The organism is Flagellimonas sp., from assembly GCF_965222555.1.
Taxonomy (GTDB): domain Bacteria; phylum Bacteroidota; class Bacteroidia; order Flavobacteriales; family Flavobacteriaceae; genus Flagellimonas.
Genome location: NZ_CBDCUG010000005.1, coordinates 419137 through 439524, shown reverse-complemented (window position 1 = coordinate 439524; position 20388 = coordinate 419137). Strand labels below are relative to the sequence as shown.

General features: G+C 41.7%; 14 protein-coding genes. 10 read left to right on the top strand and 4 right to left on the bottom strand.

Annotation, left to right across the window (positions count from 1 at the left end):
* Positions 1 to 5: 5 nt before the first annotated feature.
* From ACOQO1_RS10475 to ACOQO1_RS10465, 3 genes are all read right to left on the bottom strand, one after another.
* Positions 6 to 1418: a fibronectin type III domain-containing protein gene (locus ACOQO1_RS10475; RefSeq protein ID WP_420602827.1), complete on the bottom strand. Its 1413-nt coding sequence runs from the start codon at positions 1416 to 1418 to the stop codon at positions 6 to 8.
* Between the two features lie 10 nt (positions 1419 to 1428).
* Positions 1429 to 2763, bottom strand: a complete 1335-nt coding sequence (locus ACOQO1_RS10470; RefSeq protein ID WP_420602826.1) for a fibronectin type III domain-containing protein — start codon at positions 2761 to 2763, stop codon at positions 1429 to 1431.
* Between the two features lie 89 nt (positions 2764 to 2852).
* Positions 2853 to 4028 (bottom strand): fibronectin type III domain-containing protein, encoded by a 1176-nt coding sequence (locus tag ACOQO1_RS10465; protein ID WP_420602825.1) that lies wholly within the window; start codon positions 4026 to 4028, stop codon positions 2853 to 2855.
* Positions 4029 to 4749: 721 nt separating this feature from the next.
* Between ACOQO1_RS10465 and ACOQO1_RS10460 the strand changes: the two genes are divergently transcribed.
* The 4 genes from ACOQO1_RS10460 to infB all read left to right on the top strand — a co-directional run bounded on the left by ACOQO1_RS10460 (position 4750) and on the right by infB (position 10967).
* On the top strand, positions 4750 to 6333 hold the full coding sequence (locus ACOQO1_RS10460; protein ID WP_420602824.1) for a sulfatase family protein: 1584 nt from the start codon (positions 4750 to 4752) through the stop codon (positions 6331 to 6333).
* Positions 6334 to 6492: 159 nt separating this feature from the next.
* Positions 6493 to 6954, top strand: a complete 462-nt coding sequence (gene rimP / locus ACOQO1_RS10455; RefSeq protein ID WP_420602823.1) for a ribosome assembly cofactor RimP — start codon at positions 6493 to 6495, stop codon at positions 6952 to 6954.
* 13 nt (positions 6955 to 6967) lie between these two features.
* Entirely contained in the window at positions 6968 to 8200 is a 1233-nt protein-coding gene (nusA, locus tag ACOQO1_RS10450; RefSeq protein WP_420602822.1) for a transcription termination factor NusA, read from the top strand.
* A 43-nt stretch (positions 8201 to 8243) separates the two neighbouring features.
* Positions 8244 to 10967 (top strand): translation initiation factor IF-2, encoded by a 2724-nt coding sequence (infB, locus tag ACOQO1_RS10445; protein WP_420602821.1) that lies wholly within the window; start codon positions 8244 to 8246, stop codon positions 10965 to 10967.
* A 49-nt stretch (positions 10968 to 11016) separates the two neighbouring features.
* On the opposite strand, the gene ACOQO1_RS10440 is transcribed toward infB, so the two are convergent.
* Positions 11017 to 11388 carry an SPOR domain-containing protein gene (locus ACOQO1_RS10440; protein ID WP_420602820.1) on the bottom strand — a complete coding sequence of 124 codons (372 nt, stop codon included), beginning with the start codon at positions 11386 to 11388 and terminating at the stop codon, positions 11017 to 11019.
* A 235-nt stretch (positions 11389 to 11623) separates the two neighbouring features.
* Between ACOQO1_RS10440 and ACOQO1_RS10435 the strand changes: the two genes are divergently transcribed.
* From ACOQO1_RS10435 to ACOQO1_RS10410, 6 genes are read left to right on the top strand one after another with little or no spacing between them, the layout of a single operon-like run.
* Positions 11624 to 12976: a cytochrome c3 family protein gene (locus ACOQO1_RS10435; RefSeq protein ID WP_420602819.1), complete on the top strand. Its 1353-nt coding sequence runs from the start codon at positions 11624 to 11626 to the stop codon at positions 12974 to 12976.
* Positions 12977 to 13008: 32 nt separating this feature from the next.
* On the top strand, positions 13009 to 16143 hold the full coding sequence (locus ACOQO1_RS10430; protein WP_420602818.1) for a TAT-variant-translocated molybdopterin oxidoreductase: 3135 nt from the start codon (positions 13009 to 13011) through the stop codon (positions 16141 to 16143).
* Between the two features lie 31 nt (positions 16144 to 16174).
* Positions 16175 to 17902 carry an NrfD/PsrC family molybdoenzyme membrane anchor subunit gene (gene nrfD, locus ACOQO1_RS10425; protein ID WP_420602817.1) on the top strand — a complete coding sequence of 576 codons (1728 nt, stop codon included), beginning with the start codon at positions 16175 to 16177 and terminating at the stop codon, positions 17900 to 17902.
* 2 nt (positions 17903 to 17904) lie between these two features.
* Positions 17905 to 18432: a DUF3341 domain-containing protein gene (locus tag ACOQO1_RS10420; RefSeq protein WP_420602816.1), complete on the top strand. Its 528-nt coding sequence runs from the start codon at positions 17905 to 17907 to the stop codon at positions 18430 to 18432.
* Between the two features lie 4 nt (positions 18433 to 18436).
* Complete coding sequence (locus tag ACOQO1_RS10415; RefSeq protein WP_420602815.1) at positions 18437 to 19006, top strand: c-type cytochrome; 570 nt, start codon at positions 18437 to 18439, stop codon at positions 19004 to 19006.
* Between the two features lie 17 nt (positions 19007 to 19023).
* Complete coding sequence (locus tag ACOQO1_RS10410; RefSeq protein ID WP_420602814.1) at positions 19024 to 20361, top strand: quinol:cytochrome C oxidoreductase; 1338 nt, start codon at positions 19024 to 19026, stop codon at positions 20359 to 20361.
* The last annotated feature ends 27 nt before the right edge of the window (positions 20362 to 20388 follow it).

The window sequence follows — 20388 nt, the reverse complement described above, 5'->3', positions numbered from 1 at the left end:
TTTTTTTATTGGATTTGGTTTTTCAGATTTTCTATTTCTATTTGTTGTGCCTTGTTTTCCTTTTTTAACTCAATGATATAAAGCATCATTTCTTCTACCTTCTCCAAAAGGAGTTTGTCCATCTCACCCAAATCTGCACCATTGGCCTTGACTTCCTTGGCGGATGGTATATTGGGCAAATGTCCTTTTTCTGCGATGTGTTTTTGGATTTCTTCCAAAGAGGGTAGGTCATAACCTTCTTTAAAAACATAATCGGGCCAAGTGTCTTGGTCCACCCTGATCTCACGGGTGCGTATCTTGCCCTCCACGGCCAATTTATAGCCGGATGGGACAGCGTTTGTGCCAATACCCACATCGCCACTGTAACTGGCCACGGAATTGGCTTCTAACCAAATGGAGGAGCCTCCTCCGCCGCCCGAACTTGCATTGGTGGTGACGGATATGGAGTTACTGGCCGAACTTTCGTTTCCGACCGCATCCAATGAGGTTATGGTAAAACTATATGTGGTGCTTGCCGCTAAACCGGTCACCTGGTAGGAGGTGACATTGCCCAAAGTGGTTTCCAGGCTATTGTCCTTGAATATTTTATATCCAGTCACGCCAACATTGTCCGTGGCTCCGCTCCAGGAAAGGTCTACCGTGGTATCGGTCTGGCCCGTGTTTGAAAGTGTGGGTGCCGTTGGGTTTTGCGTATCGCTTCCTCCTGAAGGATTTAGCAACTCCATTATGGTTGGCTCTTGCCCATTTACTTCATAGATAGTTGGGTCCCAACAATATTGACGATTAGTCGAATTTTCATCTCCATATAGTAGAGAACGGTGTCTAAAAGTTGCTGTGTCGGGGAAGAATTTATAATCGGTGACAGGATGACTTGCGACCAAGTTTCCTGTCACACCGTCGTAAAGACCTCCAAGATGGGAACCAGAGTATGAATTGGGATGGATGAACCCAACAATGAGGAACCATTTGTCCAATTCGGGGAGATCTCCCGTCAAAAAATATGGATTGGTATTCGTGGTGCCGTCAAATCTTTGCGTGGCTTTGGCACCGGAAGATGAATAGGATCGAAGTCCCACATAAGTATGCCCTGAGTTGGACCCTGTTTTTTTAATCCAAACCGTAAACCTATAAGTTTTGGTTGGATTGATACTAATAGTGGAACTTTCAAATCCCCCATCTGCGGTATTGGTGGGTGATCCATCCGGTTTGGATACCCAGAGTACACTACTGGCTCCATGGGGGTCCGTACCCAAGGCACGCTCATTTTCAGCATCCGGTCCATAATTTGAGAAACCATTCACACTTGTGGTACCTGGGCCAACCGTCCATACCGATGTATCCAGTAAATTGTTTTGCCCCAACAATGCAATTGGAAAAAATAACAGGGCGACCAATTTGAATATCTTGATTTTTTTCATTTCTGGAATTCTATTTTTTGAAATGATAGTTTTTGATGATTTGGTTCTGCTTTTCATTTTCCTTTTTTAGCTCAATTACATAAAGTGTCAATTCCTCCACCTTCTCCAAGAGCAGTTTGTTCATCTCCCCAAGCTCCACGCCATTGGTTTCCACTTCTTTTGCGGATGGTATATTGGGCAGATGCCCTTTTTCCTCAATGTGTTTCTGGATTTCTTCCAAAGAGGGTAGGTCATAACCTTCTTTAAAAACATAATCGGGCCAAGTGTCTTGGTCCACCCTGATCTCACGGGTGCGTATCTTGCCCTCCACGGCCAATTTATAGCCCGATGGGACAGCGTTTGTGCCAATGCCCACATCGCCACTGTAACTGGCCACGGAATTGGCTTCTGTCCAAATGGAGGAGCCTCCTCCGCTGCCCGAACTTGCATTGGTGGTGACGGATATGGAGTTGCTGGCCGAACTTTCATTACCTGCGGCATCCAAAGCAGTTGCTGTAAAATTATAGGAGGTGCTTTCTGTAAGCCCTGCTACTTGATAGGTGTTGACATTGCCCAAAGTGGTTTCCAGGCTATTGTCCTTGAATATTTTATATCCGGTCACCCCTACATTGTCCGTGGCTCCGCTCCAGGAGAGGTCAACGGTGGTATCCGATTGAGATGTAATTGATAAAGTTGGGGCAGTGGGATTTTGAGTGTCTCCTCCACCGGTACCATATAATAAATCATTTAAGGGCATAGTATTTGGAACCTCCTCAAGCCTAGGGTCGTAGACATACATTTTTTCTCCTGTTGCACATGCCCACATGAATGCCCTTATACGTATCCTTATTTGGCTTACGGATGAAGGAAAGATAAAATCAGTTGTCCCGTAACTAATGGATGGAAGATTAGGCGCAGTGCCTAAAGACGGGTCATAAACACCCGAATCACCCATATCGCTTGCAGATGGTGGGCGTATATAGCCCACGACCAAAAACCATTTGTCGTTTGGATAATTCATGGATGAAACATATGGCCAGCTTACATTACCTCCATTTTCGTTTTCAAAAGGTTGAACAAGTCCTCCGCCAATGTGATAAGGGACGAAACCTATGGTGTTGGAACAATTGTTTAGCCCGTTAGACCTTACCCAAAATGAGATCCTATAAGTTTTATCGGTATCAACCACAACACCAGAGTGTTCCAGTCCACCATTCATGCCCGATGCACCATCCGCGCTTCCTTCCCAAACGGTGACTTGGTCGCCATAGGGTCCTGTCGTTGTGATTCTTGAATTCTGGGATGCTGTACCTTGGGAACTATAGTTGGTTGTTGATCCAGTGGTGCCGGAAATCCAATCATCCATATTGACCAAATTTTGTGATGACAGGTATGAATTGCTGGCTAAAAGAAGAATTAATAAAAACGTTTTGTTCGGGATATTCATTTATTGTTTTATTTAATGTTTTTAACCAGATTTTTTAGTTGGTCAATCTCTTTTTGTTGTTTAAGAATATAAAGCGTCAATTGTTCAATCTTTTCCAAGAGCAGTTTGTTCATTTCCCCTAGTTCGATACCGTTGGCCTCTACTTCATTGGCAGATGGGATATTGGGCAGATGCCCTTTTTCATCAATATGTTTTTGGATCTCTTCCAAGGTGGGAAGATCATAACCTTTTTTAAAGACATAATCGGGCCAGTTACCACTGAGTTGGACTTTAATTTCTTCTGTAATAAGTTTTCCATCTACAGCCATTTTGTAACCAGAGGGTACCGAACTTGTGCCAATAGCAACATTTCCAATATAACTGGCCACTGAGCCGGCTTCTGACCATATAGAGCTACCGGATCCACCTCCACCTCCTGAACTGGCATCGGTGGTGACCGATATGGAATTACTTGCAGAACTCTCATTTCCTGCTGCATCCAGGGCAGTCACCATAAAACTGTAGTTGGTGCTTGCCGTTAAACCGGTCACCTGATAGGAGGTGACATTGCCCAGGGTGGCCTCGAGGTTGTTGTCCTTGAATATCTTGTATCCCGTGACCCCCACATTATCAGTAGCACCACTCCAAGAGAGGTCCACGGTAATATCGGACTGGGAAATACTTGACAAAGATGGTGCTGATGGAGCTTGAAGATCCTCCTTCACTATGGAAATGTTATCGATATAGATTGCATCTCCGGCTATGGAAGGATGACCGGTAAAAATTTTGATCAATGCACTAGTGTTGCTTGCAGTTAGTGTCCAAGTATATTTGGTCCATTCTTGGACGATATTGTCCACGGCCACAAAGTCGGTAAACCCGTCCCACTGATAAAAACCTTGTCTTACCGGGGTTCCACTTTTTGCATGAATGGTTATTTTATATTTCTCTCCTGGAATCGTGGTAAAGGTATATTCTGCTCTTGCCCAGCCATCGGTTGCCGCTTCCAGTTTAATTGCGTAACTACCGCTAAAAACTTGGTCTGTAACAACGGTATTAACAGTACTTCCGGTCCAGCCGTCCGTTGCATTGGCTTCGTTATTGATACTTGCCGCATTGGCCTGGGTGTGGATTTCTTGGGCATTTAAAAAGGAGCAAACAAAGAATAAAGCCCAAACAAGTCCAAATAATGATAAATTTTTCATTTTGTTGATTTTGAATGTTTCTAGGGTTAAAAAAGGCTGAGATATCTGAAGTTCCAATGCTATGTGGTCAAGATTATGTGAAGCTATAATTGTAGGTGATTTTACAAGATTCTGTAAGTACTGTAAAAAAAGTACGGCTGTTTTTCAATCGATTTATAAACTGATGCAAATCTTATTGGTTTAGTGTGTTGGATGAATTAAATGTATTATTGATCCACTATTTTGCAGGTATTAAAAAAATCAGTAGGGGAAGCAGGAGTTCTAGGGAGAAGTACTTTTGACATAAAATTCGACTTAAAAAATGAGGTTTTAAGATTCAATACTGTAGGAAAAATAACTAATATTATCGATTAATTTTAATGATATTTATCATATTGGGTTTTAGAAATCATCAATTGGAATGGTTTAATGTTGTTGTAGCTTGTAAATCAACCATTTGAATGCATGGGATTTTGTTGATAATTTTTGGCAAGCGGTTTGGATAGGTTTCAATAAGAATGATTTTGAAATGCAAAAATCCCTTGGGATTCCAATGAGAAATTCCTTGATGATCCGAATCGATAGAAAAATGAGCTTTATTTCTTATTCTAAGAATGGATTGCATTAAAACAATAATTTCAGCGAGTTGTGAATATTTATGATAATTCCGATTTTTTACGAAATCGGGATTTTTTGTTTACGGTTATTTGGGTACATTTCCCCTTCAAACCAAAATACCGTTATGAACCATCCAAAAACCATTCTAAGTATTTGTCTAATATTCTTTGTTTTAAGTTGTGCCGAAAAGAACAATAAAAAGGTGCTGTCCAAACAGCATCCCAATATCATATTTGTACTAGCCGATGACTTGGGGTACGGAGATATTTCAGCTTTTAATGAAAACAGTAAAATACAGACCCCCCATTTAGACCAATTGACCCAAGAGGGAATGGCGTTTACCGATGCACACACCTCCTCGGCAGTTTGTACCCCTACACGGTATGGAATTATGACCGGGAGATATAATTGGCGAAGTACCCTGAAGGAAGGAGTGTTAATAGGGGCCTCCAAGGCTTTAATACCAAAAACACGAACAACCGTAGCTTCCATTCTAAAAAAGAGCGGTTACCACACGGCTTTTATTGGGAAGTGGCATTTGGGCTGGGATTGGGCATTGAAAAACCCGGAATTGGAACCCACAACAGGATGGCAGGATACCACCTTTACCAATATTGATTATACAAAACCGGTGAAAAACTCCCCCAATGACCTTGGGTTTGAATATGCCTATGGCCATAGTGGGTCTTTGGACATGGCACCTTATGTATACATAGAGAATGGAATGGCAACAGAAATCCCGGATTCCACTACGGTAAATACAGGTAAATACTCTTGGTGGAGAAAAGGACCTACTTCCAAGGATTTTATTCACGAGGATGTGACTCCAAACTTTTTTAGAAGAGGAATCGATTATGTGAAAGAGCAAGCAGATAAAAAAGCTCCATTTTTTCTTTATCTGGCGTTGCCATCTCCACATACCCCTATTTTGCCTACTGAGGAATGGCAAGACAAAAGTGGCCTAAATCCTTATGGAGATTTTATGATGATGGTTGATGATTACATGGGGAAACTAAATATGACGGTTAAAAATGCAGGGATAGAGGATAACACCATCATTGTTTTTACAAGTGACAATGGGTGCTCTCCGGCTGCCAAAATTGAGGAATTGACAGAAAAAGGCCATCACCCAAGTTATATTTACAGAGGACATAAGGCAGATATTTTTGAAGGGGGGCACCGAGTACCTTATATTGTAAAATGGCCAGAAAAGGTAAAAAAGGGCTCTGTTAACCCTCAAACCATTTGTACGACCGATTTTGCTGCCACCTGTGCAGCCATTGTTGGGTATGAACTAAAGGATGATGAGGCGGAGGATAGTTATAATATACTGCCGCTTTTAAACCAAGACCCGATTGAGGGGGATTTTAGGGAAGCTACCGTACACCATTCCATTAACGGGAGTTTTGCCATTCGAAAGGGAGATTGGAAATTGATAATGTGTCCAGACTCCGGAGGGTGGAGTTTTCCAACACCTAATAATGAGGAAGCTTTGGAAGGGTTACCCAGAGTGCAATTGTATAATCTAAAGGAAGATCCTACCGAATCCAAAAATCTACAGGTGTCGAATACCGAAAAAGTGGAAGAACTGAAAAAACTGCTCACCAAATATATATTGGAAGGTAGGAGCACTCCGGGAATTGCACAACGGAATGATGGGGAAGAAAAAATTTGGAAACAATTATGGTGGATGGATGAGATGGATTGAGCATATTGAAGTATTGGAAAAAAATGCATTGAAGCAAAGCGACTTTCAACGCTCCTTTCAGTTTTGCAAACTCCATAATTATTGTATATTTGCACCACTGAACGGATATAAGTGTATTCATGAGGGGACTTCTAGTCCCCTCTTTTATTACTTGGTTTTATGTTGAAGGATAAAGTAACATCATTGTTGAACAAGGCTTTGGAAGAGCATCCATCCTTGTTTTTGATTGATTTTACAGTTGGAGGTGACAATACAATCCGGGTGGTTTTGGATGGTGATAATGGTGTCAATCTTCAGGATTGTATGGATGTAAGCAGGGCCATTGAGCACAATTTGGATCGTGAAGAAGAGGATTTTGCTTTAGAGGTAACCTCGGCAGGAGCTACATCCCCATTGCAATTGCCCCGTCAGTACAAAAAGAATATTGGTAGAAAAATAAAGGTTAGGACAGGTGAAGTAGAATTGGAAGGAAACCTGACCCAAGCCACCGAAGATAGCATTACCTTGGAATGGAAGGCCCGAGAGCCTAAACCTGTAGGTAAAGGAAAAGTTACGGTTCAGAAAAAACAAGAGATTGCATTTTCTGATATCCATGAAGCAAAAGTTATATTAAAATTTTAATTGTAGTTCAAAAATGGAAAACCTAGCGCTCATCGAATCCTTTTCGGAATTTAAGGACGATAAGTTTATAGATAGGGTAACCCTTATGGCAATTTTGGAAGATGTATTCCGAAATGCGCTGAAGAAGAAATTTGGTTCTGATGAGAATTTTGACATCATTATCAACCCAGATAAGGGGGATTTAGAGATTTGGAGAAACCGAATCGTGGTCGAAGATGGCGAAGTGGAAGAACCTAATGAGGAAATCTCATTAACAGAAGCCAGAAAAATTGAGCCTGACTTTGAAGTTGGTGAGGATGTATCAGAGGAAGTAAAATTGATGGATTTGGGTAGAAGGGCCATCTTGGCATTGCGCCAAAACCTGATTTCCAAGATTCATGAGCATGACAATACCACCATCTACAAGCAGTTTAAGGACTTGGAAGGTGAAATATACACGGCAGAAGTGCATCATATTCGTCATAAGGCCATTATTTTGTTGGATGACGAAGGGAATGAGATCATCCTTCCGAAGGAAAAGCAGATTCCATCCGACTTCTTCCGTAAGGGAGATAACGTTAGAGGGATTATTGAAAGCGTGGAATTGAAGGGGAATAAGCCTGCAATTATCATGTCAAGAACATCACCTATTTTCTTGGAGCAATTGTTCTTCCAAGAAATCCCCGAGGTTTTTGATGGACTGATCACCATCAAAAAAGCAGTAAGGATTCCTGGTGAAAAAGCTAAAGTTGCAGTGGATTCCTATGATGATAGAATTGACCCGGTGGGTGCCTGTGTGGGAATGAAAGGATCTAGGATCCATGGAATTGTTCGCGAATTAGGCAATGAAAATATTGATGTGATCAACTGGACCAACAATTCACAATTGATGGTAACAAGGGCGCTAAGTCCTGCAAGAGTATCATCTGTTAAGCTGAATGATGAAAAGAAAACGGCCCAAGTATATCTAAAGCCCGAGGAAGTTTCAAAGGCAATAGGTAGAGGAGGTCATAATATTCGTTTGGCAGGACAACTAACTGGTTATGAGATTGATGTATTTAGAGAGGGAGTTGAGGAAGATGTGGAACTGACCGAATTTTCAGATGAGATAGAAGCATGGGTAATTGACGAGTTCAAGAAAATTGGACTGGATACGGCCCGAAGCGTTCTGGAGCAAGATGTGAACGACCTGATCAAAAGAACCGATTTGGAAGAGGAAACCGTTCAGGATGTGGTGCGAATCCTTAAAGAGGAGTTTGAAGATTAAACTATATATTAGCAGCGAATTTTAGGGCAAGGAAATACAATTTATGGCAGGAAACCCAACAATAAGGCTTAATAAAGTTCTCAGAGAATTGAACATTTCACTGGATAGGGCTGTGGACTACCTTTCATCCGTAGGGCATGAGGTAGAGGCAAGACCTACGACAAAAATAACAGATGAGGTGTATCAAGTGCTGTTGGATGAGTTCCAAACGGATAAGAGCAAGAAAGTAGCTTCCAAAGAAGTAGGGGAAGAAAAACGTAAGGAGAAGGAGGCGCTCAGAATCCAAATTGAACAGGAGCAAGAAGAACGCAGGATTGCCAGGGAGCGCAGAAGTTCTGAGCAGGTAATTAAAGCCAAAGCCGAGCTTTCAGGTCCAAAAACGGTCGGTAAAATTGACTTGGATAAAAAGCCGGAAGCTCCTAAAGTTGAAGCTGAAGAGCCAAAAGAAGTAGAACAACCCAAAGTTGAGGAGAAACCAAAGGTTGAGGAAAAACCAGAGGCGCCACAACCAAAGGTCGAAACTAAGGAACCTGCCAAACCAGAGCCTGTAGAGGCAAAAAAAGAAGAAGTTGAGGAGCCTAAAGAGCCGGAGGCAATTCAAACACAATACAAAAAACTTAGTGGGCCAAAGATTACTGGGGATAAGATAGACCTTTCTCAGTTCAACAAGCCCAAGAAAAAGAAAGAAGAGCCTAAAAAGGCTGCTGAATCTTCAGATAGTAGTGCTGATAGAAGGAAGCGTAGAAAACGTATTGTCAGCAAAAATAACTCGCAAGGTGGAGGAAATCGCCCTGGTAACAGAGGAGGAAACAATGGAGCTGGAAGAAGAGGTGGTCAGAGATCATCTGTTCCAAAAGTTGAGCCTACTGAGGAAGAAGTACAAAAACAGGTAAGGGAAACTCTTGAAAAGCTTCAAGGGAAATCCAATAAAGGTAAAGGAGCCAAATACCGTAGGGAGAAAAGAGATCAACACCGTCAACAGACAGAAAAAGATCTTGAACAGCAAGAATTGGAAAGCAAAATCCTTAAGGTAACAGAGTTTGTTACCGTAAACGAGGTAGCTACCATGATGAATGTTTCCACTACCCAGATTATTTCGGCATGTATGTCGTTGGGGATTATGGTAACCATGAATCAGCGTCTGGATGCAGAAACACTTTCTATAGTGGCAGAGGAATTCGGTTATGAGGTGGAGTTTGTAACTGCTGAAATTGAAGAATCGATTGAAGAAGAGGTGGATGCTCCGGAAGATTTAAAACCGAGAGCACCTATTGTAACGGTAATGGGTCACGTAGATCACGGTAAGACATCATTGCTGGATTATATAAGACAGGAAAATGTAATTGCTGGTGAAAGTGGTGGTATTACCCAGCACATTGGCGCCTATGGGGTTACATTGGAAGATGGACAAAAAATTACTTTTCTGGATACACCGGGTCACGAGGCGTTTACTGCTATGCGAGCCAGAGGTGCCCAGGTAACGGATATAGCCATTATTGTAGTGGCCGCGGATGATGATATCATGCCTCAGACCAAAGAGGCGATCAGCCATGCGCAGGCTGCAAATGTTCCAATCGTTTTTGCTATAAATAAGATTGATAGACCAACGGCCAATCCCGATAAGATTAAGGAAGGACTTGCTGCTATGAACCTATTGGTGGAAGATTGGGGAGGTAAGATACAGTCCCATGATATTTCGGCTAAAACAGGTCAGGGCATCAATGAGTTGTTGGAAAAAGTATTGTTGGAGGCTGAATTGTTGGAATTGAAAGCAAACCCAGACCGATTGGCCACGGGAACTGTTGTTGAAGCGTTCTTGGACAAAGGTAGAGGGTATGTTTCCACAATTTTGGTGCAAACAGGTACTTTGGAGATTGGAGATTATGTGTTGGCAGGAACTTGCAGCGGTAAGGTAAAGGCCATGCAGGATGAACGCGGAAAAAACATCAAAAAAGCTGGGCCGGCAACACCAATTTCCATTTTAGGATTGGATGGTGCCCCGCAAGCAGGTGATCGATTCAATGTATTGGATGATGAGCGGGAGGCAAAACAAATTGCAACCAAACGTTCGCAATTGCAACGTGAGCAATCTGTAAGAACACAGCGTCATATTACCTTGGATGAAATTGGTAGGAGGATTGCATTGGGTGATTTCCAAGAGCTCAATATTATCCTTAAAGGTGATGTGGATGGTTCTGTGGAAGCATTGACGGATTCCTTCCAAAAACTGTCAACCGATGAAATCCAGGTGAATATCATTCATAAAGGCGTTGGAGCCATTACAGAATCCGATGTGTTGTTGGCCAGTGCATCTGATGCCATCATCATTGGATTCAATGTGCGACCAATGGGTAATGCTCGAATGGTGGCGGACAAGGAGGAAATTGATATCAGAATGTACTCTATCATTTATGATGCGATCAATGACCTTAAAGATGCCATGGAGGGTATGTTGTCACCTGAAATGAAAGAGGAGATCACTGGTAATGCCGAAATCAGGGAGACCTTTAAGATTTCCAAAATTGGAACCATTGCAGGTTGTATGGTGACCAGTGGTAAGGTATTCAGGAATTCACGAATCAGGTTGATACGTGACGGTGTTGTTATCTTCACTGGGGAACTAACTTCTTTAAAGCGATTTAAAGATGATGTCAAAGAAGTTTCCAAAGGATATGATTGTGGACTTCAGATCAAAAACTACAATGACATTAAAGAAGGTGATATCGTAGAAGCCTTCCAAGAAGTTGCAGTTAAGAAAAAACTGTAGAAAAAGAAGATGTCAAAAACTAAAAAATCCCGCTTACGCGGGATTTTTTTTATCTAGAATTACTTTCTGGTTTAAGGAGCATCGCATCTGGATATTTCTTACGCACTTCCAAGTGCTTTCGTTCGGCTTCCAATTTGGTTTTAAACTTGCCCAAGCGAACTCTATATGTAGGCGACTCAAATATAATTTTGGAATCCCATCCTGGAAAATCGATATCTACCTGGGTTTTTAGGTTTTGGGCCTTTTGATAGCTTCCAAACCCTACTTGAATTTGATAAAAGTCCGCTTTGGAATTCACTTCGGTATAGAGTGCTACCAGTTCTTCAATTCGTGGGTCTTGTTCTATGGTTATATCGCCTTCTTGGGCGGAAATGGGAAGTGCTAGGCCAATTAAGAATGCAATAAATAAAGGGGTTTTCATAATTGAATAAAACTTTTCAATATTGTTGTTTTACAAATGTAATTTTTTATGTTTTAAACAGTTGGACTTCCTTTTATTTAGAATGTTTATAAATTAGATATTATAAATCCCTTAACATTTAAAAAAATAAGTGTATGTTGTATTTTTGTCACCGATTTTAGCACGGTGGAACCCTATTGTTCTCAGTATCAGAAGAAAATATCGTGCCAAAGATTTCGATAGAAATTTCGTTAATATGAAAAAGGTTTTATACCGCCATCTATTTTCTAAAGTTTTAGGTCTTTCTCTCCTACTTTTTTCCATTTCGTCTTATGCTCAAGAAGAAGCTGCAGCAGAAGTTGTTGCGGAGGCTTCGGGTGGTGATGCTGCCAAGGGAAAACAGCTCTTCAATCAGAACTGTGCGGCTTGTCACTCATTGGATCGTAAGATGACAGGGCCTGCATTGGCTAATGTTGAAGCAAGATTGTCTGAAGACGAGGGATTGGACAAAGAATGGCTTTATGAGTGGATCAAGAACAGTCCGGGAATGATAAAATCCGGAGACGCTTATGCCAATAAAATCTACGCAGAGTACAATCAGGCTGCAATGACGGCTTTTCCTACGCTGTCAAACGCGGATGTTGATGATATTTTGGCCTATACGGCTGCTCCACCACCGGCTCCTGCAGCGGCAGCGACCACAACTGGTGATGCGAGTGGGGGAGCTGAATCAGAAGGAGGGGTTTCAAATGAAATCATTCTTGGTGCACTGGCATTGGTTTTTGGTTTATTGATTATCATGTTGATCTTGGTCAATAAGACCTTGAGGAGAATTGCAGAGGCCAATGGTGTTGTATTGGAAAGAGAAAAAGCGGAAAAGCATACGCCAATATGGAAAGCTTTTGTGCAAAACCAGTTTTTGGTTTTGGTAACTTCTATTTTCTTATTGTTGGCCAGTGGTTACTTTGCTTATGGCTGGATGATGCAAGTTGGGGTTGATCAAGGATATGCTCCTGTTCAACCTATTCACTATTCCCATAAAATACATGCTGGAGACAATAAAATTGAATGTAAATATTGTCACTCTTCGGCAAGAGTTTCCAAAACTTCGGGTATACCTTCTTTAAATGTTTGTATGAACTGTCATAAGTCCATTTATGAATATAAGGGCAATCCAGAAGGTCCAAGTGCTGAAGATATAGCTAATGGCTACACCAATGAGTTCTATACTGGTGAAATCAAGAAATTGTACAAGGCAGTTGGATGGGATGAAGAGAATCAGCAATATACGGGTGAGACACAGCCTGTGGCGTGGGTAAGGGTTCATAACCTTCCAGATTTTGCTTATTTCAACCATTCTCAGCACGTTGCTGTTGCTGGAATCGAATGTCAAACCTGTCACGGTCCAGTAGAGGAAATGGAAATCATGGAGCAATTTGCTCCATTGACCATGGGATGGTGTATAAACTGTCACAGGGAAACCAATGTGAAAATGGAAGGCAATGAGTACTACGAAGCTATTCATGCCGAACTTTCCAAGAAGTATGGTGTTGAGAATCTTACCGCTGCAATGATGGGTGGTTTGGAATGTGGTAAGTGTCACTATTAAGAATTAAAAGAAGATAATCTCAGATATATCGTATGGCATCAAACAAAAAATATTGGAAAAGCGAAGCGGAGTTAAATCCGAACGATTCCATTGTTGAGGCGCTAAGACAAAACGAATTTGCAGAAGAAATCCCGGTGGATGAGTTTTTGGGTGATAAGGAAAACTTGTCGGCTACAACTACCAATAGAAGGGATTTTCTGAAATATGTTGGATTTAGTACGGCCGCAGCTACCGTTGCCGCCTGTGAAGGTCCTGTGCATAAATCTATCCCCTATGTGGTAAAACCGGACAATATCATTCCAGGGGTTGCCAATTATTATGCGACCACCATTGCCGATGGGTATGATTTTGCCAGTATTTTGGTAAAAACCAGAGAGGGTAGACCAATTAAAATCGAGAACAATACCGATGCCAAAGTAAATGGAGGTGCTAACGCACGTGTTCAGGCATCTGTGCTGACGTTATACGATAGCAAGAGAGTTCAAGGGCCAATGGCCAATGGCGAGCCAATTGACTGGAAAACATTGGATGCAACCGTAAAGTCAAAGCTTGGAAGCTTGAAAGGTTCCAATAAGCAGGTTGTTTTATTGACGCAGACCTATGCAAGTCCATCTACGGATAGATTGATTGCTGATTTTAAAGCTGAATATGGTGATAATGTAAATCATGTTGTTTACGATGCCATTTCTGAGGATGCGGCACTAAATGCTTTCAATGCCGCTTATGGAGAGCGTGCTCTTGCGGATTACGATTTTGAAAAAGCGGATTTGATTGTCTCTTTTGGTGCAGATTTCTTGGGAGATTGGCAAGGAGGAGGATATGATAGCGGTTATGCTAAAGGACGTGTTCCAAAAAACGGAAAAATGTCCAAACATGTCCAATTGGAATCTAATATGACGCTTTCTGGAGCTAATGCAGATAAGCGTTATCCCATGACCCCGACTCAGCAAAAAATTGCTTTGGCCAAATTATATGGCAAATTGAACGGAAGCAATGTGGGTGGAGGTACTTCCGATGTTGACGAGGCTGTGGAGAGTGTTGCTGCCCAAATTAAAAAAGCTGGAAACAAAGCTGTTGTGGTTACAGGGCTTAACGATGTGAACGCACAAGCGGTTGTTTTGGCTATAAACGAACTGTTGGCAAGTGAGGCTTTTGATACAGAGAACCCTAAGTATGTACGCCAAGGTGATGTGGCCAAAGTGAATAAATTGGTTGCTGATATGAATGCCGGTCGCGTGGGAGCTTTGATCATGGATGGTGTGAATCCTGTCTATTCGCTGCCAAACGCTGCTGATTTTGTATCAGGACTTGATAAAGTGGATGTATCTGTAAGTTTTGCTTTTACTAATGATGAAACTGCACAATCATCCGATTATGTTGCTGCCGCTCCCCACTATTTGGAATCTTGGGGTGATGCACAATTGAAGAAAGGGCAATATAGTTTAATGCAGCCTGCCATCCGTGAGCTTTTTGATACAAGACAGTTTCAAAATGCATTGCTGACTTGGATGGGCAGCGAGCAAACGTACTACGATTATATAAAAGAGACTTGGAATACAACCATATTGCAAGATTCTAATTGGAATAAAGCGTTACAAGATGGAGTATTTGTGGCGGCTGCTACAAATACCGAATCGGATGCCGAGCAAGCTGCGGTTGCTTCCGATGAAACGGAAACTGAAGAAGTGCAAACGGGTATCGCTCCTATTGCATCTGCCATACGTTCCTTGGTGAATTCAACCAGTTCTGGAACGGAATTGGTATTGTATTCCAAAGTAGGAATGGGTGATGGTCGTCAGGCAAACAACCCATGGTTGCAGGAATTCCCCGATCCAATTTCAAGAGTGTCATGGGATAACTACGTGACAATCTCCAAAGCTGATGCTGAGGCATTGGAAATGGAAAACTTTAATGTGGCCGATGGCGGACTGAATGGAAGCTATGCAAAATTGACCGTTGATGGTGTGGTTTTGGACAACGTTCCTGTGATTATTCAGCCAGGTCAGGCAAAAAATACTATTGGTCTTTCATTTGGTTATGGCAAACAGGCCGGAATGAAAGCGGAAATGGCAACAGGGGTAAATGCCTATACCTTATATAACAACTTTTCCAATGTACAGTCAGTTAGCATTGAAAAAGCTTCGGGGGTACATGAATTTGCCTGTGTACAGCTACACAAAACATTGATGGGTAGAGGGGATATTATCAAGGAAACTACCTTGGAGATCTTCAATACAAAAGACCATCACGAATGGAATCATACGCCTCAGGTTTCTTTGAACCATCAGGAGATTCCAGTTACCTCTCCAGATGCCGACCTTTGGGAAGAGTTTGATCGCTCTATTGGGCATCATTTCAACTTGTCCATTGATTTAAATGCTTGTACTGGTTGTGGAGCTTGCGTAATTGCCTGTCATGCGGAGAACAATGTTCCTGTGGTAGGTAAGGAAGAAGTGAGAAAATCTAGGGATATGCACTGGTTGCGTATTGATAGATATTATTCTTCAGAAGAGACCTTTGAACAGGATGATGAGAAGAAAGATGGAATGGAAGGTCTTTGGGGTGATAATGGCTCTTTGGGCGGATTTAGGGAGATGGAAGATGCTTCTGCCAACCCTCAAGTTGCTTTCCAACCTGTAATGTGTCAGCATTGTAACCATGCACCTTGTGAAACAGTTTGTCCGGTTGCGGCAACCTCACATGGTAGACAAGGTCAAAACCAAATGGCTTACAACCGTTGTGTAGGTACAAGATATTGTGCCAACAACTGTCCATATAAAGTACGTAGATTCAACTGGTTCTTGTACAGTGACAATGATGAGTTCGATTTCAACATGAACAATGACCTTGGTAAAATGGTTATTAATCCAGATGTCAATGTTCGTTCCAGAGGAGTTATGGAAAAATGTTCGCTATGTATCCAGATGACACAAAAAACCATCCTGGATGCGAAAAGGGATGGACGAGCCATCAAAGATGGCGAGTTTGAGACCGCTTGTTCAGCTGCATGTAGCAATGGAGCAATTGCCTTTGGTGATATCAACGATAAAGAAAGTAAGGTTGCTGAGTTGAAAGAAGATGATAGAATGTATCACCTATTGGAGCACGTGGGGACAAAACCAAATGTATTCTACCATGTTAAGGTGAGAAATACCAACGAGGCTTAATCAATAATAAGAAGTAATTAGAAGATAAATTATGGCGTCGCATTACGAAGCACCTATTCGAAAGCCCTTAGTACTCGGAGATAAAGGATATCACGATGTTACCGTGGATATTGCAGCTCCGGTTGAGGGAAAGGCCAACAAACATTGGTGGATTGTATTTACCATTGCTTTGGTTGCATTCCTTTGGGGTCTAGGATGTATTATTTATACCATTTCCACAGGTATTGGGGTTTGGGGTCTTAACAAGACCGTTAACTGGGCCTGGGATATTACAAACTTTGTTTGGTGGGTTGGTATTGGTCACGCAGGGACACTGATTTCTGCAGTATTGCTATTGTTCAGACAAAAATGGAGAATGGCCATTAACCGTTCTGCGGAGGCGATGACCATATTCTCGGTAATCCAGGCTGGATTGTTCCCAATTATTCACATGGGACGTCCTTGGTTGGCCTATTGGGTACTTCCAATTCCCAACCAATTTGGGTCGCTATGGGTAAACTTTAACTCGCCCTTGCTTTGGGATGTGTTCGCAATTTCTACCTACCTATCCGTATCCTTGGTATTCTGGTGGACAGGACTGTTACCTGATTTTGCGATGATTCGAGATAGAGCGATTAAGCCTTTCCAAAAGAAAATATATAGCTTGTTGAGCTTTGGATGGACAGGTAGAGCAAAAGACTGGCAACGTTTTGAAGAAGTATCCTTGGTTTTGGCAGGTTTGGCCACACCACTTGTACTTTCGGTACACACTATTGTATCCTTTGATTTTGCCACATCGGTGATTCCGGGATGGCACACCACCATTTTCCCGCCCTACTTTGTTGCGGGTGCGATTTTCTCTGGATTTGCCATGGTTAACACGCTACTCATTATCATGAGGAAAGTATGTAGCCTTGAAGCTTATATCACCGTTCAGCATATCGAATTGATGAACATTGTAATCATGATTACAGGTTCCATTGTAGGATGCGCCTATATCACAGAGCTATTTATTGCATGGTATTCTGGTGTTGAATATGAGCAATATGCTTTCTTGAACAGAGCTACGGGACCTTACTGGTGGGCATACTGGTCAATGATGACCTGTAATGTGTTCTCTCCGCAGTTTATGTGGTTTAAAAAATTACGTACCAGTATCATGTTCTCGTTCTTTATTTCTATTGTAGTGAACATAGGAATGTGGTTTGAGCGATTTGTAATCATTGTTACCTCATTGCACAGGGATTATTTACCATCTTCATGGACCATGTTCTCTCCAACATTTGTGGATATCGGAATATTTATCGGAACCATAGGTTTCTTCTTTGTACTCTTCTTGTTGTATTCTAGAACCTTCCCTGTAATTGCACAGGCAGAGGTTAAATCAATCTTGAAATCCTCTGGAGAGCGATTCAAGAATCTAAGGGATGCAGGAAAACCTTTGTATGAAATGCCTTCTAAAGGTGGTGTCAAGACTGAAAAGGCGGCTCCAAAAGAAGAAAGTGCTGAAGTTGATCAAGAAAAGGTTTCTTCATTGTTGGGTACAATAGGAACATTTGATGCGGACAAGGAAACTGCAGATGATTTGAAAAAAGTGAAAGGTATTGGTCCGCAAATGGAACAGACCTTGAACCAAATAGGAATTTTCACGTTTGCGCAGGTGAGCAAAATGACCGAAAAAGAATATGATTTGTTGGATTCGATCACTGGTTCTTTCCCTGGAAGGGCACAACGTGATGATTGGGCAGGACAAGCAAAAAATTTAAACGATAAAAAGTAATTATGGCATCAAAAGTTATACAGGCACTTTATACGGATGATGATGTGTTGATGCATGCCGTAAAAAAAGTAAGGGCGGAGCACCATCATATTGAAGAGGTATACACACCTTTTCCGGTACACGGTTTGGACAAGGCAATGGGACTTGAGGACACCCGTATAGCAATCACATCCTTTATGTATGGTTGTTTAGGGCTTACGGTGGCCATCGTAATGATGAACTATATCATGATTGAGGACTGGCCTCAGGATATTGGTGGTAAGCCAAGTTTTAGCTATTTGGAAAACATGCCGGCATTTGTTCCGATCATGTTTGAAATGACAGTATTTTTTGCTGCCCACCTTATGGTTATCACGTTTTATTTAAGAAGTAGAATGTGGCCGTTCAAAAAAGCTGAAAACCCAGATGTAAGAACTACCGATGACCACTTTTTAATGGAAATTGGTATTCATAACAATGAAAAAGAGCTTACAGATTTGTTATGGGGTACTGGAGCAGTGGAAATAAATGTTACAGAAAAGGAGTCGTAAAAATATGAAGCACTTAGGTAAAATAAGTATTGTTCTGGTTTTGGTTCTGTCCATGGCGGCATGTGCCGACAAGAATAGACCAAACTATCAGTATATGCCCAACATGTACGAACCTGTTGGATACGAAACCTATGAAGGAGTGGACAATGGATTGTTTCCTCAGGGCACCGAAGCTATGCTTCCGGCGGAAAACACCATAGCCAGAGGGTATATGCCATATCAATTTGAGAATACCATTGAGGGAAAAGAATTGGCAAGATTACAGCCAAGTCCTTTGGATTCACTTCAAAGTGAGGTCAATTTGGCAAAGGGTAAAGAGCTTTACGATATCTATTGTGCCATTTGTCATGGGCCAAAAGGTAAGGGGCAAGGAACTTTGGTAAAACGAGAAAAAATATTGGGTGTTCCCAGTTATGATGATGTTGCACGTAACATTACAGTGGGCAGCACATACCATACAGTCTATTACGGATTAAATTCAATGGGATCATATGCATCTCAGCTGGCCAATGAAGAAGAGATGTGGCAAGTATCGGAATACGTAATGAAATTAAAGGAAGACCTAACAAAATAATTGGATAAGAGTATACTATGTACACGTTTTCAAACAAACTTAGAATAGGATCTTTCATTGCAATGGCAGTTGGATTCATTTGCTTAACAATTGGTTTTGTAACTGCTCCAAGCACTGTGGAAGAAGCTAAGGCAATTGTAGCATCAGCGCATGATGATGGTCATGGTGGAGGTCATGGAGAAGAAGCCACAGATCATGCCGAGGAAGATGCTCATGGCGCTGCCGCTTCGCATGATGAAGGACATGATGCCGCCCATGATGAGCATTTATTGCACCAATTGCAAAACAGACCATGGTCTGCCTTGTACGTTGCTGCCTTTTTCTTTTTCATGATATCGCTTGGCGTTTTGGCCTTTTATGCCATTCAACGGGCCGCACAAGCCGGGTGGTCACCAATGCTTTTCCGTGTTATGGAAGGGATAACCGCTTATTTGGTTCCTGGCGGAATCATTGTATTTGTGATTTTGCTACTTTCTGTAATGCACATGAACCATATGTTTGTGTGGATGGATGCGGATGTAGTTGCACATGATAAACTTTTGCAAGGTAAAGCTGGATACTTGAATCCAACATTCTTTTTGGTAAGAGCCGCTATTTTCTTGGGAGGATGGATTTTTTACAGACAATATTCCAGAAAGCTTTCCTTGGCACAAGACGAATCTGATGATAACTCAAATTTTGTAAAGAACTTTAGATGGTCTGCTGCTTTCTTGGTATTCTATCTGATTACGGAATCCATGATGTCTTGGGATTGGATCATGAGTGTGGATCCACACTGGTTCAGTACATTATTTGGATGGTATGTATTCGCCAGCATGTTTGTTTCCGGAATTACGGTAATTGCCATGATATCCATATACCTTAAATCCAAAGGATACTTGGAAAATGTAAACGACAGCCATATCCATGATTTGGCCAAGTTTATGTTTGCCATCAGTATTTTCTGGACCTATTTGTGGTTTTCACAGTTTATGTTGATTTGGTACGCAAACATTCCTGAAGAGGTGACCTATTATATAGCAAGGTTCCAAGATTACAAATTACCGTTCTTTGGAATGTTGGCCATGAACTTCATATTCCCATTATTGGTGTTGATGAACAGTGACTATAAGAGAGTAAACTGGTTTGTGATCATGGCTGGGATTGTAGTCCTATTTGGTCATTACTTGGATGTTTTCAATATGATCATGCCGGCAACTGTTGGCGACCAATGGTATATAGGATTACCTGAAATTGGAGGGATATTGTTCTTTGGTGGGTTATTTGTGTATTGGGTGTTCAATGCACTTACAAAAGCGCCATTGCAACCCAAGAGAAATCCATTTATTGAAGAAAGTAGACAATTTCATTATTAATACGATTAAGTCTTAGAAAGATATACA

Excerpts from the sequence above, each read along its gene's own strand:
- ACOQO1_RS10475 (WP_420602827.1), bottom strand. The coding sequence starts at position 1,418 with ATGAAAAAAATCAAGATATTCAAATTGGTCGCCCTGTTATTTTTTCCA.
- ACOQO1_RS10470 (WP_420602826.1), bottom strand. The coding sequence starts at position 2,763 with ATGGATGATTGGATTTCCGGCACCACTGGATCAACAACCAACTATAGT.
- ACOQO1_RS10465 (WP_420602825.1), bottom strand. The coding sequence starts at position 4,028 with ATGAAAAATTTATCATTATTTGGACTTGTTTGGGCTTTATTCTTTGTT.
- ACOQO1_RS10460 (WP_420602824.1), top strand. The coding sequence starts at position 4,750 with ATGAACCATCCAAAAACCATTCTAAGTATTTGTCTAATATTCTTTGTT.
- rimP (WP_420602823.1), top strand. The coding sequence starts at position 6,493 with ATGTTGAAGGATAAAGTAACATCATTGTTGAACAAGGCTTTGGAAGAG.
- nusA (WP_420602822.1), top strand. The coding sequence starts at position 6,968 with ATGGAAAACCTAGCGCTCATCGAATCCTTTTCGGAATTTAAGGACGAT.
- infB (WP_420602821.1), top strand. The coding sequence starts at position 8,244 with ATGGCAGGAAACCCAACAATAAGGCTTAATAAAGTTCTCAGAGAATTG.
- ACOQO1_RS10440 (WP_420602820.1), bottom strand. The coding sequence starts at position 11,388 with ATGAAAACCCCTTTATTTATTGCATTCTTAATTGGCCTAGCACTTCCC.
- ACOQO1_RS10435 (WP_420602819.1), top strand. The coding sequence starts at position 11,624 with ATGAAAAAGGTTTTATACCGCCATCTATTTTCTAAAGTTTTAGGTCTT.
- ACOQO1_RS10430 (WP_420602818.1), top strand. The coding sequence starts at position 13,009 with ATGGCATCAAACAAAAAATATTGGAAAAGCGAAGCGGAGTTAAATCCG.
- nrfD (WP_420602817.1), top strand. The coding sequence starts at position 16,175 with ATGGCGTCGCATTACGAAGCACCTATTCGAAAGCCCTTAGTACTCGGA.
- ACOQO1_RS10420 (WP_420602816.1), top strand. The coding sequence starts at position 17,905 with ATGGCATCAAAAGTTATACAGGCACTTTATACGGATGATGATGTGTTG.
- ACOQO1_RS10415 (WP_420602815.1), top strand. The coding sequence starts at position 18,437 with ATGAAGCACTTAGGTAAAATAAGTATTGTTCTGGTTTTGGTTCTGTCC.
- ACOQO1_RS10410 (WP_420602814.1), top strand. The coding sequence starts at position 19,024 with ATGTACACGTTTTCAAACAAACTTAGAATAGGATCTTTCATTGCAATG.